Raw genomic sequence first — 14,886 nt, 5'->3', positions numbered from 1 at the left:
CTGGGCTGGAAGAGCTTGGAAAAAGAAACGGTCCGGGGTGCTTTGGTCTGAATCATGGGGCCACCTGCACCTCTATTGTTGTCTCGGACCGGTTGCCGGCAGCGTCGACAGCAACAATCGTCACGGGATGGGCATTGCCATCCGCAGGCACTTCAACGCTGGCCTCAAATGGCCCGCGTGAGGAGAATTTCGATGAAAGGGCGCCTGCAATGGTGACAGACTGGATCAGCCCCTCATCCTGCGCAGTTCCTTTCAGCAAGAAGGAAGGTTCAGAGATACGGCGGACCGCCGCCTGACCGGCAATGACCTCCAGTTCATCAGCGGCAGGTTCCGACACCACCAGCCTTGGCGCGGTGCGATCCTGCATGTTCTGCTCGGGCGCCACATGCTCGATATCGACGATCAGCGGCACCACCGTGGCCTCTCCACTCGCAGCGTCAAAGGAGAGCGGCCCCTCGCGTTTGATGTCTTTTTCCGGAACGAGAGCTGACCCCAGCGCCGCCTCCAGACGCGGCAACGGACCCGCCCGGCCAGAGTTCATCCGCCCGGCAATGGCGCTGGCGTCCAGCGGCTCACGCGAGAACAGCACGATGTAGTGATCCCGTCCGGTGTCATCATTCAGCCGGGTGAAGAAATCCTCCGTTGGCCCCGGCACAAGCAGCGCATTACCCGCCTCTGCCCTGGGATTGAGGCCACGGTTTCTCGGGAAAAGCTCCACGTAGCGCCCGGCACTATCACCGCCCAGAACGTAGATATAGCCGCCGGTTCTGCTGGAAATTTCCGCCCGGAAGCGCGTGCCCGACGGCATGGGATCAGTCAGCTGCGAGGTCTCGCCGCGCCGTGAAACCTGCAACTCCTTGCCCGAGATATGGATGAGCCGCAGGCTGCCGCCCATATCCACCACCTTTTCAGGCTCCGGCGGCTGCGGCGGGATCATCTCGAAGCCCTCCATCACAAAGGCATTGAAGTCGTCATAGGAGACCCAGACGAAGCCTCCGTTGCCCCAGTCGGTGCCCCAGCTGTTGATCAGCTCAAAAGCCCCGCCGAACTTCGCATCGTCGTAGCCGATCACCGCCATGGCATGCCCGCCAAGTTCGCGGCGGTCCCGCAGGGCGATGTCCTCGCTGCCGCGCATATAGCGCTCGCCCGAGCCCATGAAGGCATCTGAAACAAGCATGCCGATAACGACCGGATTGCCATTGGCCAGCGCCCGGCGCACCGCCACATGCTTTGCGTTGGAGCGCCGGTCGAACAGGCGCTTGTAACCGCCGATACGGTAGGAGGCTGCAAGGTTCAGATGCTCCGGCCCCGGACGGGCGCTGCAACTTTTGTCCGTGTAGGGAAAATCGCGCAGCAGCGGCACCCCGTCCTCTGCCATCAGTTCCAGCGCATCAGCGGGCAGCGAACCATCATCGCAGCCGCCCTGGCGGATCTGGTTATAGATAAAGGCCGGCGAGAAAACGCTGCGGTTGATGTCGTTCCGGGACGTCATCTCCAGACGCCTGGCCTCACTCAGGGTGCGTGCGGCATAGGCAGAGGCCCATCCGACACAGCTGCCCTGCCGGCCCTGATCGCCCGGCGTGGGAGCAAAAGCCTTCAGCGACACGCGAGGCGGCAGGGACGCGTAGTTGCCCCGTGCCATGGGCGCTCCCTTGGGCACGGCCCCATAAACCTGCTCGTCAAACACGGCACCTGTCGCGAACTGCGCAAGGGAGGGAGCGGCGGGGAATACTGCTGCCCCCGCAATCACTGCCACCACAACGCACCGCCGGATGGCTCTGGCAATATTACTCGAAAGGAACGCGCCTTCTGTATCCGGCGTCATATCCGCGCCGGAGCCGCTCTGTTGCCTTGCCGTCATGCTTTCCGTCCCGCTCCGTGCCGGATGTGCCCAAGCTCCAGCCCGGAGAAACCACACTCACCCGGTTCTTTTCACGAACCGGACTGCCCGGAAGGCATCTCAACAGGGAGAGGCGTCATGTTCATCCCCCAAATGGGGAATACGTTGCGGAAAGAGCTTCAAACGGAAGCACTCGGCACGAGATGCAAGAAAAAGGGCGGCCCGGAGACCGCCCTTTCGAAGGATTGAAAAAGACAAGCTGAAAATTGATTTTCCGTTTGCCCACAAGGCACCCAGCCACACGCGAGATCTAGACCGTTTCGGGAATGAGGGCTGAAAATCACCCGAAAAAATCATTTCAGCAGGCGCCGGTACTGACTGGTGCAGGGTCAGATGAAGCCGGGCCGATCACCCAACTCAAGGCCGGGGAACACTGTGTTCGTCAGCACGGAGGCGTTGATGCCGAACTGCTGGCCGAGAAGAGCTGCAGCCACGGCACGGACATCCCCGGTGGGGTTGAGGTCGCGATCGTCCAGCAGGTTCCCTTCACCAAGTCCCGGCCAGCGGCCATAGACCTTGCCACCCCGGATGGCACCGCCTGCAATGACACAGCAGCCGCCGGTACCGTGATCCGTGCCATTGTTGGCGTTCTGGCGCGCGGTGCGGCCGAATTCGGTCATGGCAACCACCGCCGTCTTGCCCCACACCTTCGGCCCCATCGCCTCACGAAGAGACAGAATGGCCGCCGAAAGATCCTGCACGGCGCTCGCGAAATCCTGCGCCTGCTGGACATGGGTATCCCATCCGGTGATGGAGAAGCTGGCGATACGGTACTCATCCTTCAGCAGCGCTCCCGCCATCCTGGCGACCTGGACAACACTGCCGTTGCGCTTTTCCTCCGCGTAGAGGGCATCGGTGAAGCTGTCGATGCCGACTGCTTGTTTCAGCGCCTCCGAAAACGCCGGGTCACGCTCGTAGAGTTTGACCAGAAAAGCCAGCTCATCCTGCGCCAGAGACACATCAGAACGCGGCGACCACACGTCTGCCGGATTGGCTCCGGACAGGATCATTTCCTGCGCACTGCTGACACTGATTGCCTTCAAGGGTTCGCCGGTGAGCGACAGCGTCCGGTTGAGCCATCCGCCGGTTCGCGCTGCACCTTCCGTCCCGCCCGCTTCCAGAATGTCCTGACCGTCGAAGTGGCTGCGGATGTTGCGGTATGGAGTTGAAACAGCATGAACGAAGGCCAGCTCTTCCGCCTTCCACAAGGGCATCAATGACGCTGCCGCGGGATGCAGGCCAAAAAGTCGTCCAGCGGGATCAGCTCCGGCGCCGAGGCTTCCACCAATTTGGGCCGCAGACCCGCGAAGGCCTTGTCGCCAACCGGCTGCACCAGATCCAGCCCATCCATCGCCCCGCGCAGGATGATGGCAACGAAGCGGTTTTCTCCCGGCATTGCAGCGAGCGCCAGAGGCGTGAGAAGCGGCGCTGCCGCCGCGCAACAGGCAGAGCCCAGGAACCCGCGCCGGGTCAATCCAGTCAGCTTGCCAGCCATCAGCTCATCTCCTGTTGAATTCGGGTGAAGCCAGCACCAGCATCAATCCGGCCTGACGGCTTGGGGCGCGGGAGACAAGTTGCAGCGTGCTGTCTCGCGCCAGATCCCCAAGGGCCTCATTGGCGAAGCCGCGCGGGTCCGGTTTGCCGGGGATGCGCCGTGCGAGGCGCCTCGCCCACTCGATGCGCATGGAAAGCTGGGCCGGGTTGAACCAGTAAGCGCTCTGGTCCTTGAAACCTGCCGCATCGCTTGGCCGCCATACCGGCTCACCAAGGGCAGCAGTCATCTGCGCTGCCTGCCGGGCGAGCGAATGTTTCATCTGCGGCGGGGAAGGCCGGTCGCGCCCATCCTCCTTCCTGCCCTCCATGCCGCGCCGGTTCTGGTCGTCGTCATCCTGCCCGGCCATGGCAAGTTGCTGCGGCGCTCCATCCGGCAGATCAAAGGCTCCGCGCGGCCTGTCCTCATCGTTGAGCAGATCATCTGGCCGCGTCAGCCCCGCCGCCCGCAGGCTGGAGACGATGTAATCGAACGGTTTCTTGAACTTCTGACCAGGCTCTTCCCAGGCAGCCTTGCTCTGCAGCATGGCCCGGTAAACAGCCGTCAACTCGCCGTCCTTTGCCTTCCACGCCTTCACCATGGCGGCAATGGTGTGCTCATCCGGTGTCTCGCTGATGAAATGCGTGAAAAGCTGCGTGCTGACGTGGCGCATGGTGCGTTCATCCGATGCCAGGTCCTCCAGCACGGTTTCTGAGATGTCGAAGACGCCCTCACCGCGCTTGTAGGTCTTGCCCATAACATCGAACTGGCCCGGCTCCGCCCTGCTGGGGTCAAATCCGGCCTGCACCTCGTCGCGATCAAAGACAAGGCCGGTCAGCAACAGCGCAAGCTGGCGCACATCCGTCTGGCTGTAGCCAGAGTTGACGCCCAGAGTGTGCAGTTCCATCACCTCGCGGGCAAAATTCTCGTTTATCCCGCCTCCCCGTTTCTGTGCCCGCCGCGAATTCGGCCCCAGAGAGTGCGCCTGGTCCAGAAACATAAGCATGGCCGGGTGCAACGACGCCGCCTTGAGCAGATCTGCAAAACGCCCGGACAGATTGGGACGGATCGCCTCTGCCTCATAGAGCGGCACGATCAGGCGCATCTCCGTCGACTTGCTGGCGCTGACGGTGAAATGATTGAGCCAGAAGCTTGCCAACCGTTCCTGAAAGCCGGAAGAAGAGCCGGCTGCCTGGGCAATCCTGCCAGAAGCGTCAGCGTCGAAGCTGGCTGTCACGTCGCGGTTCAGCGCCTTTTCCTGCTCTCCCAGCGCTTCACCATTCTTCATACGCTGTGTCAGATCCTGGCGCACGCTCCGGTATTGCCGGATCCTCTTCTTGCGCATCTCAAGGCCTTCACGGGGAAACAGCAGCTTCTCGTCCTGTGCCCGGCGCAACTGTTCCAGCAGCGCGTCCGGATCACCATCCGGCCTGTCGCCCGGCGCAAGACCGAACCCGAACCGCACTCCAGCCATCACTGCCGGTGAAACCGTCATGCCTGCTCCTCGCTCCTGCTTCAAGGTTCCTGCTTGCGGGGCTCATGCTTTCCGCCCTGCGCCGCGTGTTCGCGGCCGGCCTCAATCAGACGCCGCCAATGCGGTGAAACCAAGATCAGGTTAAACCATAGGTTTCACAGGGCTTTTTCCGCTGCGAGACAGCCTCTTGGCAAAACCGTGGCAATGGAGAAACAACGAAGGGGCAGCATGGCTGCACCAAAATATGAGTTCCAGAGTCTTGTTTGAGCTGATGCGTGCGGCTATAAGGCGCCAGCTTCAACATCCCGTTCCGGAACAGCCTATGAAATCCCTTCTGATCGCATCATGCGTCATCACTTCCCTTGCCGCCACGGTAACGGCAGCCTCTGCCGCACAGACCCAGTATCCGCTCACCATTGAAAACTGCGGCGTGCAGGTCACCTTCACCAAGGCGCCGGAGCGGGCCGTTGGCCTTGGCCAGAACAGCGCGGAAATCCTGCTGCTGCTCGGCCTTGAGGACAAGATGGTTGGCACCGCCTTCTGGCCGAACAAGGTCCTGCCTCAGCTTGAGGAAGCAAATGCCAAGGTGAAGGTGCTGACAGTCGAGTTTCCAACTTTCGAGATCTATTCTGGCAGAAAACCCGGACTTTGTGACCGCCGCCCTGCCGAGCCTGATCGGCGCCTCAAGCAAGGTTGCAAAGCGCGAAGACTTTGAAAAGCTGGAGATACCGGTCTACCTGTCGCCCAGCACCTGCGTCGCGGAAGGCGCTGCCAAGGACAAGTTCGGCTATGGCGACCGCTCTGAACTCTGGCAGATGGACACGCTCTTCAAGGAGATCGAGGAGCTCGCCCAGATCTTTGACGTGCAGGAGAAGGGCCAGGCCCTGATCGCCGATCTGAAGAAGCGTGAAGCCGATCTGCGCGCCGGTTCCCCCAAGGATGGCAAGAAGCTGTCCTACGTGTTCTGGTTCTCCAGCCCGTCGCCGTCCGCAGATGCCTATCTGGGTGGAAAGTACAGCGCTTCCGGCTTCATCGCCGACGTCCTAGGTGGCACCAACGCCATTCAGTCGGAAGCCGAGTCTCCGGCGCTTGGCTGGGAGAGCATCATCGCTTCCAACCCGGATGTGATCGTGGTCGCGCGCGTTGACCGCAACCGCTGGGAACTCGACAAGGCCGAGGCCAAGATCAAGTTCCTGACCACAGACCCGGCGACGAGCCAGATGCCCGCTGTCAAGAACAAGGCGATGGTGATCATGGACGGACAGGCCATGAACCCGACCGTTCGCACAATCTTCGGCGCCGAACAGGTGGCTGAGCAGCTCAAGGCGCTCGGCCTGCGGTGAGCGTCGTGCTTGAGACCAGCCAGTCTGGCTATGCAATGCGGCGGGCCCTGATCACTCTGGGCCTGCTGCTTGCCAGCCTTGCAGCCATTATTCTGGTGGTTGGCATCAGTGTCGGGATCGGTGATATGCCGATCCCGCTTGCCACCACATACATCGCAATCACCAACAAGCTCGGCTGGACTGCAGTCGAGCTTAACCGCATCCATGAGTCCGTCATCTGGGACTACCGCCTCAGCCGGGCTCTTGTTGCGGCATTCTGCGGGGCAGGCCTCGCCATCTCTGGCGCGATCATGCAGTCGCTGCTGCGCAATCCGCTGGCCGAACCCTATGTGCTCGGCATCTCGGCAGGCGCATCAACCGGCGCTGTCTGCATCGTCATCCTTGGGATCGGGGCTGGCACGGTCTCCCTGTCAGCAGGTGCTTTTGCAGGTGCCTTTGCAGCCTTTCTCTTTGTCGCCCTGCTCTCCAACGGCACAAGAGGCGGTGCGGACCGCACCATTCTCGCCGGTGTTGCAGCGTCCCAGCTTTTCAATGCCGCAACGTCTTATGTGGTGACGACGGCCGGCAATGCCCAGCAGGCGCGTGATGTGATGTTCTGGCTGCTTGGCAGCTTCGGCGGCGTGCGCTGGCCGGAATTCACGCTCGTTTCCATTGTCGTCGGCCTCGGCCTCATCGCCTGCCTTGCCTATTCGCGCATTCTTGATGCCTTTGCATTTGGCGATGAATCGGCGGCAGCGCTCGGCGTCAATGTCAGCCGCGCCCGCCTCACCCTGTTCTGCCTGACCGCGCTTCTCACCGCGACCATCGTCAGCATGGTGGGCTCCATCGGCTTCGTCGGCCTGGTCATCCCTCATGCGGCCCGCTTCCTCGTGGGGCCGCTGCATATCCGATTGCTCCCGGCCTGCGCGATTGGCGGGGCAATCTTCATGGTCCTGGCAGACATTGCCTCGCGCATCCTCGTCCCGCAGCAGGTTCTGCCTATCGGCGTTGTGACGGCCCTTGTCGGGGTGCCTGTGTTCTCTGTCATCCTCTACCGGTTTCAGCGTGCATCATGAGTATCAGGTCTGAAAACATCACCTGGAAAATCGGCACCAAAACCGTGCTCGAAGACATATCCTTCGAGGCAAGGCCCGGCGAAATGCTGGGGCTTCTGGGGCCGAACGGTTCCGGCAAGACCTCGCTGCTGCGTCTGCTGGCCGGCCTCAAGCAGCCCCATTCCGGCCGCGTGCTTCTGGAAGACCGGGACATCCAGAAGATCTCCCGCAAGACGGTGGCCCAGCGTGTGGCTTTCGTCGAGCAGCACGCCACCACGAACGCCAATCTCAAGGTCGAGGATGTGGTCAAGCTTGGCCGCTTCCCGCACCGCTCCATGTTCTCCGGCTGGACAAAGGCCGATGAACACGCGGTGGAAGAAGCGCTGGAGCGCGCAGGCATGGCCGCCAAGCGGCACGACCGCTGGCAGCACCTGTCGGGCGGCGAAAAGCAACGCGCGCATATCGCCCGCGCACTGGCCCAGAGCCCGCGTGAACTGATCCTTGACGAGCCAACCAACCATCTGGACATCCAGCACCAGATCAGCCTGCTGAAGCTTATTGCAGGCCTGCCCGTCACCAGCATCATCGCCCTGCATGATCTCAACCATGCCGCCATGTTCTGCGACCGGATCATCGTGCTGGAACAGGGCCGCATCGTCGCCAATGGCACACCGGCAGAGATCCTGACCGAAGATCTGCTCCGCTGCGTCTTCTGCGTCAGAGCCCACGTCTGCCCATCAGACCATCACAAAGGCCCGCATATCCAGTTCCTGAAGTAAGGCGGGGACGGGAGGAGCGGCCGTCCGGTCTATACCGTCTTTGTACATGAGGACGAATACCCTCATGTCGAAGGCACAGAACTTCCGGTCCGTTTTGCCGCGCGAAGGCACGGGACAAGTGCATGCCTTGGTACCGTTGATTTAGCGTGGCAGTGGAATGGGGGCCGTCCGCATTTCGCACCAGGTGGCGATATTGCCCGGATCAAACCGCTCGCACCCGTTCTCCTTCTCAATATGGAAATACTCCCACGTCTTTTCGGAAAGTGCGTAATAACGGGTACGATCGCTCCCCCGGAGCCAGAAACTCCCCGAGCCTGCATTGTCACCATCGGCCCGAAAGGTCCAAATGCTGCTTTCTTCAGGGATGAAATAGCTCCCGCGCCCTTCAAGCAGGCCCCATGCATTCTGCGGAAGCCGGGTGGTCAGCGTCAGAACAATCATCACCCCAACAACAACCAGGATTACACGTTTCACGTTGGACCATATCCGCGCTTGGACGATTTTCTGAAAAACCTTAGCTTATCCAGACGGATCTCATCAAGCTGAAGGCGGCGGCGATTGCGGCGACAGGCTGGAAGCACAGAGCAAGAATTTGAGGCACCCGGGCATTTTCCGGGGCATAATGCATCAACGTCCCGGATGCCTTGAACATCATCCAGCGACCCACGAACGTCCCGCAACCGAAAGGTCTGAGCCATAGAACCCGGAGCCAGAATCCTTCACCAGATCTATGAAGCAGCGCTGGAGCCGGAGGGCTGGCAGCCGGTCGCCGAAAGCCTTGCAGGACTGGTGGATGGGGCGACAGTTCATATGTTTCTGGTGTCGGGATCGTCCGGCCACGCCCATGTGAACCTCTATGTGGGCGGCGACCCAGACTTTGCACCCGTCTATCTGGATGACTACGCAAGAGACGATTTCCGCGTTCCGCGTGTCATGGCACGTGAAGCGGGCAGCTTCTGCTCCGAGCGTGTCTATGTATCAGCCGCAGAGGCACTCAGAAGCAGGATCCATCAGGAACTTTTGCCCCGCTTCGACATCCATGACATCCATGGCAGCAATCTGAGCTTCGATGGAAACATCGGCTGGTTCGGCATTGCCTCATCGCGCCGGGATCGTGGTATCGAGCCATCGGCCATCAAACTGTTAACGGCACTGTCGCCGCATTTGCTGCGCGCCTTCAGGCTGGGCGTGGCACGGCTTGGACTTGACGACACCCCAGACACCCGCACGGACGTAGCCGATCTGATCGCGTCAGCCGTCTTCGTATTTGACGGGAAGCGGCTAGCAGAAATGAACCGCTTCGCCGGGCAGCTTCTGAATGAAGGCTGGTTCCGGCTTTCGCCCACCGGGACGCTTTCCTGTGCCGATACGCTCGAAAATGCGCGTCTTGCAGCCTTCCAGCAGGCTGTGGATGCGTCTCCCGGCCCGGTCACTCTGCATCTGCGGCACCCTGACAGTAACACCCTTTATGCCCTGCGGCGCTGGACCACCGGCGCGGCACGGATTGGACCAACCCGCCAGATCCTGACGGTCACACCTCTGACCATTGCCGCGCCCAGTCTTGAGCAGGTTGCAGACTTCTGCCGGCCCTTCGGCGTCACACCAGCGGAATGCAGGGTCGTGCACGCCGTCCTGTCGAGCCTGCCGCTCTCCGCCTTCGCAAGCCAAACAGGTTCCAGCCTCTATACGGTTCAGGACCAGTTGAAGTCGGCCATGCTCAAGATGACCATGCCATCCCAGAAAGTGATCTTCGCAGCCTTCGAACGATACCAGGCCTTGCAACGCTGATCCCCTGAACGGGGGATGCTGCAGCATGACAGCCCCAAACAGGCTTCAATGCAGCCAGAAATCCGGGCCGCCTGAACCCGATTCAAAACGCGGGACTGTCAGAGGAGTACCGTCTTTGTACAATAAACAGGAACGAGAGCCAGCCGGTAAGCACCGGCCTGATCCGATCCAATTCAGCCCCTAGACTCATGGCACCGGCACCGAGCTCCTCACTTTTCAAGGCCAGCCTCGACTGCCGACTGGCCCACTTTACCTGCCCCGCCGAACGTTAAAGCCCGGCGCAATCACCCGCCCGCCAACCAGACGTTATGCGCCCAGGACGCCAGATCGGGCCAAACCTCATCCGAAGCACCATCATGCCCCCAGAATCGAACGGAACCTTCCGGCGTGATGCAGTAATAGTCCCCGTTGTCTTCGCAGACCGGCAGCCAATCTTCGGGCACCCCCACGCTTCTGGCATCGTGCACGCCGGCAATGAGGTCACCATAGCCACCCGGCATGCCTGCACTCAGCGTAAAGGGTGACATGAAGCCAACAAAGGCATTGCTGACAGTCTTCAGGAACACCTTGTAGTCATCCGGAAACTTTCGGCCCAAGGCCTCTTCATACGCCTCGATAAGCGCATCATCGGGCAGAGGACGTTTTCGTCCAGAGGGATCATCAGCCTGATTGATCAAGTCAATCACTTCTTGCAACGTCACAAGCCCCTCCATTTTTAAAAATCATTCGCTCGGTTTTTCCAATAATTCCTGCGCCATACATTAAACTCAGCTCGATTAATAACTATAATATGTAGTGACAAAATCTACACAGATCTACCACTCAATGAAAGGAAAAGTCTCTCTGAAACGCCGTTCAACGGAAGGATGAGACTCAAGTGCAGCAAGGGCATCTGCTTTCGAAACCGTATCTTCATAGTGGTCAGGGAACCTTCTGAAAGAAATGCCAATCAGTGCATTAAACTCGCTTCGCGGCGGGTCCCACGACGGCCAAAACCCCATATAATCCGCAATCTTTAATGTGAAATCATGCTTCTCTTTCACGTCGATGACATCCCAGAAAAAGGAAGGGACATCATCTTCAGAATGCTCAACAACATAGAACATCCAATTCTTGTACTCTGAAAAAGTTACAGCCCCCACAACTAAACAAGTTGTCGCAAACTGAATATCAGCACCATCATTCTTTGTAATATGGAATTTCTTAGTCATCACTTCCCCTGAGACATTGATTCACTTCCGATATGACCAGTTCTAGAGTGCAAATCACTCGGAACCAATTGCATCCGGGCCGAATCCTGATGATGATGCCATGTATAACCAGGTATCTTTGAGCTTCCAGATTTAATCGCATCTATTTGATCGGCATTAAATTGCGCCCGAAGCTGAGGATTTGCGTCTATCTGATCACGGAGATCACGCGTTGCCATTCTCATTTGCGACTGATAGCTCGCAGCTTTAAATTCAACAGAAGGTAACCGCGTATCATATTTGGCAACATCATCAAATATCGGAAAGCCCCGCTGATCGAAAACAATGCCTGTTACTGGATGACGGCTTCCAGCAAGATGAACATTAGGGGCACTATAGGGAGGAACCGTTGTTGAAGTCACCTTTCCTTCGTAAAACTCTTCATAATGCTTGCGCCACGCCCGTGGATCATAGAAGCCCCCACTTAACACCTCCTCAACCCGGCCAGTCTCCTTTGCCAGCTTGAGACGCTTGAGCATGTTGATGGAGCCAGAGGGAAGGAAGATGGAGACGACAGCCGTGCCACCCTTCAGCTGGTTCTGAAGGTGCGGGTCAAGCTCGTTCCAGCGCTTCGAAATCCTCTGACCGGTGGCTTCACCGGTATAGACGGCCGGGCAAGGTCAAGACAGCAAGCCCCAAACAGGCTTCAACGCAGCCAGAAATCCGGGCCGCCTGAACCCGCTTCAAAACGCGGGACTGTCAGATGAATACCGTCTTTGTACAGCCAATCTCGTCAGCATTCTGCAACACTGGTGGTTCAAGAAAAAATGCAAACCCTATCTATGTCAGCCCCTTAATTATTTCATTGACGTCCAAATAACCGAAAACAGAACAATAACTAAATTATCTACATTTAAATTATTATGTATCTGCGGATTTTTTACAGACTATATCAGACCGGAATCCTGAAGCGCACGATGCAACCAAACATCAAAGTTTGAAAGCTTATAAGAATTCATTTTATTACCCAGATCAACAACAACGACCTTTGGGTCGCCGTTGCGGTCATTTCCATCAAAGAATGCCGCCCAATCGCCATTTCGTGCGAAAGGTATTGGATCAATCTCATCCATGTATCGCCACCCCTCGGATTGCCAATGCAGGCGAAGATCCCAGTCTGGATCAATACCATTGCTGCAATCATTGAACCACCATATGAAATTCATTGGATAGCTAAGAGATTTTGCATGCTCCAGATAGTGGGCGGGATATACAAAACCTTCCGGCAGATGGTCCGATGGGAAGGGAGTAAAGGCCCTCTGTGGTTGATATTCATATTTTATTGCCATGTTTCAATTCCTCGTTATGTCTGGATCATAAATACTGCCATTGGGGAACTTCTCTGGCCAAGTGGTATCCACTCCTTTCATGCCGCCCTGACGCAAAACACGTAGCTCAATAGCTTCGCCCCATGTTTTTGGCGTGATGTTCCCTACCCTGAATCTCGTAGCTTCAGCAGGAGACAAAGGATCACTTGCATTTCGCACCACAGCTTCAATCGGTACGCCAGCCTGCCTTGCTGCGAGGAGGCGGCGATTATCCATGCTGGTGGGCGCGCCATCAGGCATGTTCACAATATCAATCGCCTCACCTTTCCAACCGTCTTTCCGCATTGAGGCCACAAGATCAGCCAAAGACATTCCATCTGAAATGCCGCCACTGACCGTTGCCTGCGAGAACGAAACCTCTGCGGGATCGAGCGTTAGGCGCCCAGTAGGCAAAGGCCCTTCACCTACTCTGGTGACTCTCGACCATGCTGACTGAACTGCCCCACTCAACACCTCCTCAACCCGGCCAGTCTCCTTTGCCAGCTTGAGGCGCTTGAGCATGTTGATGGAGCCAGAAGGAAGGAAGATTGAGACGACAGCCGTGCCGCCCTTCAGCTGGTTCTGAAGGTGCGGGTCGAGCTCGTTCCAGCGCTTCGAAATCCTCTGACCGGTGGCTTCGTCGATATAGACAACGGTGGCATCAACCGCTCCGCCAACGACTTCCAGAACCCCCAGCACAGCCACCGTCTGGTCTGGATAGTTCTCCATCGCAAGGCTGACGCCCTGCTCCACTCCGTAAGCCATCGCCTGGCTTAGCGGATCCTCACCTGCACCGATCCGGGCAAGCCCTTCCAGCGGGTCCCCTTCACCGACGCCGGCGACATAAGCTCCGGCAGCAATCATTCCCCAGACAATGAGGGGAATTGCGTTGTTTTCAGCAGCGTTGCCGCCTGTGTTGGCGCCGGTATCCACATCGCCGCCCGCAAGGGCTGCTGCAAGGCCGCCAGCCAGCCGGGCAACATCAACACCCTTGGCCCGGAAGCGCTCGAAGTCGCTTTCCAGAAGCGCCCTGATCGCCATAGCTTCCTGGGCTGTCAGCGTCTGACCGCGAAGGCTCTCGGCCTGCTCCAGCTTGTCCCGAACCCAAGCCTGAAGCTGAATCTGCGCAACGAGTTCCCCTGCCACGCCGCCTGCGGCACCTCCAGCGCAGTCACCTGACTGGATCGCGCCCGTCGCACAGCCAAGCGCGGCATGGGCGATGAGCTGGGCCGAAGTGCCGATGTCACCGTTGAACTTCGCCTGGCCAATCTCTTCGGCTGCGACCTTGCCGACCATGTCCGCCGCCGCAAGGCGCAGGGCCGACATGAGGTTGTCACCAAAGCCGCCGCCCTGAATGACAGTTTCGACGCTGGCGTTGACCGTTGCCTTGATGAGATTGCGCTGTGCTTCCCTCAGTATGCGGTCAGCCATCGGAGCTGTTCTGGGCAGAGACTGCCCAATCCCCGACACATCCATCAGATGCGCGGTGAGGCCTGCGGTGACCATGGAGGTGACGAGGCTGCGCAGGGTGGCGGAGGAGCCGAGTTCTTCGAGCGCGCCGCCGAGATTGCCGCGGTTGTTGACGAGGGCGACGGCGGTCTTGTTGATGAGGGCCTGGACACCCGCCTGAAGCGCGGCTTCCAGCGCCACGTTGCCCGCAACGCCGAGGCTGGTGGCCAGCGAGGAGGAGAGCGAGGCGGTGAGGCCGCCGCTGCCTGCGGTGAGCGCGGTGGCAACCAGTGTCACCAGCGCCGCGCCTGCCTCTGTCAGCCCCTGTTCCTTGTAGTCCCACTGTTCGAAGCGGGTCTCGACCGCCTGCCAGTCCACCTTGCCGGCCAGCGCCGGATCGTTGCGCAGTTCACCCACCCAGGCAAGCCCGGGCTGGGCGGCGAGCTGTTCGATGGAGGCAGACTTTTACAGCGCTTCGAAATCCTCTGCCTGGTGGCTTCGCCGGTATAGACGGCGGAGCAAGATCAAGACGGCCAGACCCAAACAGGCGTCAATGCAACCAGAAACCCGGGCCGCCTGAACCCGCTTCAAAATGCGGCACTCTCAGGTGAATACTCTCTCTTTAAATTGTGAATATTACAGCACTGCACAAACGCCAAGCGAGAGGCGAATGCTACTTCCGACATAAAACTACTCATAATAAAATTTATCCACCAATATTGGCCCAACAACGTTAACGGACATAAATTCGAATGAGCTAATATTTTCAGTTTTTACGTAAAAAATGAAATAACATCGAAAAAATCAATTGATCTTATAATACTCACGTCAAATCTAAACGGCAGAAGCTTTTCAATAAAATCACCATCAAAAACATAGTCTGCATACTCCAATCTGTCATAGACCTCGAAATTACCCGGCTCGACATAATCACATCCAGAAAATTGCTCAAACTTCGACAACCCATCTGGGTGCTCAGGGTCAATATCGAAAAGCTTTCTCATTTCAACTCCTGTCAAAGACCGGGAGTA

The 14,886-nt window shown here is 58.5% G+C and carries 12 protein-coding genes and 2 pseudogenes; 4 read left to right on the top strand and 10 right to left on the bottom strand.

The window, feature by feature from the left end; translation table 11 throughout:
- Positions 1 to 52: 52 nt before the first annotated feature.
- From ACQB61_RS03170 to ACQB61_RS03160, 3 genes and pseudogenes are all read right to left on the bottom strand, one after another.
- Positions 53 to 1,861 carry a C1 family peptidase gene (locus ACQB61_RS03170; protein ID WP_430511457.1) on the bottom strand — a complete coding sequence of 603 codons (1,809 nt, stop codon included), beginning with the start codon at positions 1,859 to 1,861 and terminating at the stop codon, positions 53 to 55.
- A gap of 368 nt (positions 1,862 to 2,229) precedes the next feature.
- Positions 2,230 to 3,395: pseudogene (locus tag ACQB61_RS03165) on the bottom strand (DUF1501 domain-containing protein).
- 4 nt (positions 3,396 to 3,399) lie between these two features.
- A complete protein-coding gene (locus ACQB61_RS03160; protein WP_430511456.1) occupies positions 3,400 to 4,926 on the bottom strand; it encodes a DUF1800 domain-containing protein in 1,527 nt (508 codons plus the stop codon).
- Positions 4,927 to 5,227: 301 nt separating this feature from the next.
- Here ACQB61_RS03160 and ACQB61_RS03155 point away from each other — a divergent pair.
- From ACQB61_RS03155 to ACQB61_RS03145, 3 genes and pseudogenes are all read left to right on the top strand, one after another.
- Positions 5,228 to 6,248, top strand: a pseudogene (locus ACQB61_RS03155) (ABC transporter substrate-binding protein).
- A 35-nt stretch (positions 6,249 to 6,283) separates the two neighbouring features.
- The gene (locus tag ACQB61_RS03150) at positions 6,284 to 7,303 is read left to right on the top strand and encodes a FecCD family ABC transporter permease (protein WP_430514273.1); all 1,020 of its coding nucleotides are present in this window, start codon (positions 6,284 to 6,286) and stop codon (positions 7,301 to 7,303) included.
- Positions 7,300 to 8,061 carry an ABC transporter ATP-binding protein gene (locus ACQB61_RS03145; protein WP_430511455.1) on the top strand — a complete coding sequence of 254 codons (762 nt, stop codon included), beginning with the start codon at positions 7,300 to 7,302 and terminating at the stop codon, positions 8,059 to 8,061. Before ACQB61_RS03150 ends, ACQB61_RS03145 begins: the two co-directional genes overlap by 4 nt.
- A 141-nt stretch (positions 8,062 to 8,202) precedes the next feature.
- On the opposite strand, the gene ACQB61_RS03140 is transcribed toward ACQB61_RS03145, so the two are convergent.
- A complete protein-coding gene (locus ACQB61_RS03140) occupies positions 8,203 to 8,535 on the bottom strand; it encodes a hypothetical protein (protein ID WP_430511454.1) in 333 nt (110 codons plus the stop codon).
- A 336-nt stretch (positions 8,536 to 8,871) separates the two neighbouring features.
- On the opposite strand from ACQB61_RS03140, the gene ACQB61_RS03135 reads away from it, so the two are divergent.
- Complete coding sequence (locus ACQB61_RS03135; protein ID WP_430511453.1) at positions 8,872 to 9,849, top strand: helix-turn-helix transcriptional regulator; 978 nt, start codon at positions 8,872 to 8,874, stop codon at positions 9,847 to 9,849.
- A gap of 284 nt (positions 9,850 to 10,133) precedes the next feature.
- Here ACQB61_RS03135 and ACQB61_RS03130 read toward each other — a convergent pair whose 3' ends face one another.
- The 6 genes from ACQB61_RS03130 to ACQB61_RS03105 all read right to left on the bottom strand — a co-directional run bounded on the left by ACQB61_RS03130 (position 10,134) and on the right by ACQB61_RS03105 (position 14,859).
- On the bottom strand, positions 10,134 to 10,562 hold the full coding sequence (locus tag ACQB61_RS03130) for an SMI1/KNR4 family protein (RefSeq protein WP_430511452.1): 429 nt from the start codon (positions 10,560 to 10,562) through the stop codon (positions 10,134 to 10,136).
- A 102-nt stretch (positions 10,563 to 10,664) separates the two neighbouring features.
- Positions 10,665 to 11,060 carry a hypothetical protein gene (locus tag ACQB61_RS03125; protein ID WP_430511451.1) on the bottom strand — a complete coding sequence of 132 codons (396 nt, stop codon included), beginning with the start codon at positions 11,058 to 11,060 and terminating at the stop codon, positions 10,665 to 10,667.
- Positions 11,060 to 11,578, bottom strand: coding sequence for an HNH endonuclease (locus ACQB61_RS03120; protein WP_430511450.1), 519 nt, complete (start codon positions 11,576 to 11,578; stop codon positions 11,060 to 11,062). The genes ACQB61_RS03125 and ACQB61_RS03120 overlap by 1 nt, the downstream gene beginning before the upstream one ends.
- A gap of 408 nt (positions 11,579 to 11,986) precedes the next feature.
- Entirely contained in the window at positions 11,987 to 12,388 is a 402-nt protein-coding gene (locus ACQB61_RS03115) for a hypothetical protein (protein WP_430511449.1), read from the bottom strand.
- A 3-nt stretch (positions 12,389 to 12,391) separates the two neighbouring features.
- Positions 12,392 to 14,272 (bottom strand): DUF637 domain-containing protein, encoded by a 1,881-nt coding sequence (locus tag ACQB61_RS03110; RefSeq protein ID WP_430511448.1) that lies wholly within the window; start codon positions 14,270 to 14,272, stop codon positions 12,392 to 12,394.
- Positions 14,273 to 14,628: 356 nt separating this feature from the next.
- Positions 14,629 to 14,859: a hypothetical protein gene (locus ACQB61_RS03105; RefSeq protein WP_430511447.1), complete on the bottom strand. Its 231-nt coding sequence runs from the start codon at positions 14,857 to 14,859 to the stop codon at positions 14,629 to 14,631.
- Between the last annotated feature and the right edge of the window lie 27 nt (positions 14,860 to 14,886).

It is taken from the genome of Pannonibacter phragmitetus, assembly GCF_050510895.1.
GTDB lineage: Bacteria > Pseudomonadota > Alphaproteobacteria > Rhizobiales > Stappiaceae > Pannonibacter > Pannonibacter phragmitetus_B.
Note: the sequence above shows the minus strand (reverse complement) of the source record. Positions and strands in the feature narration are given on the sequence as shown.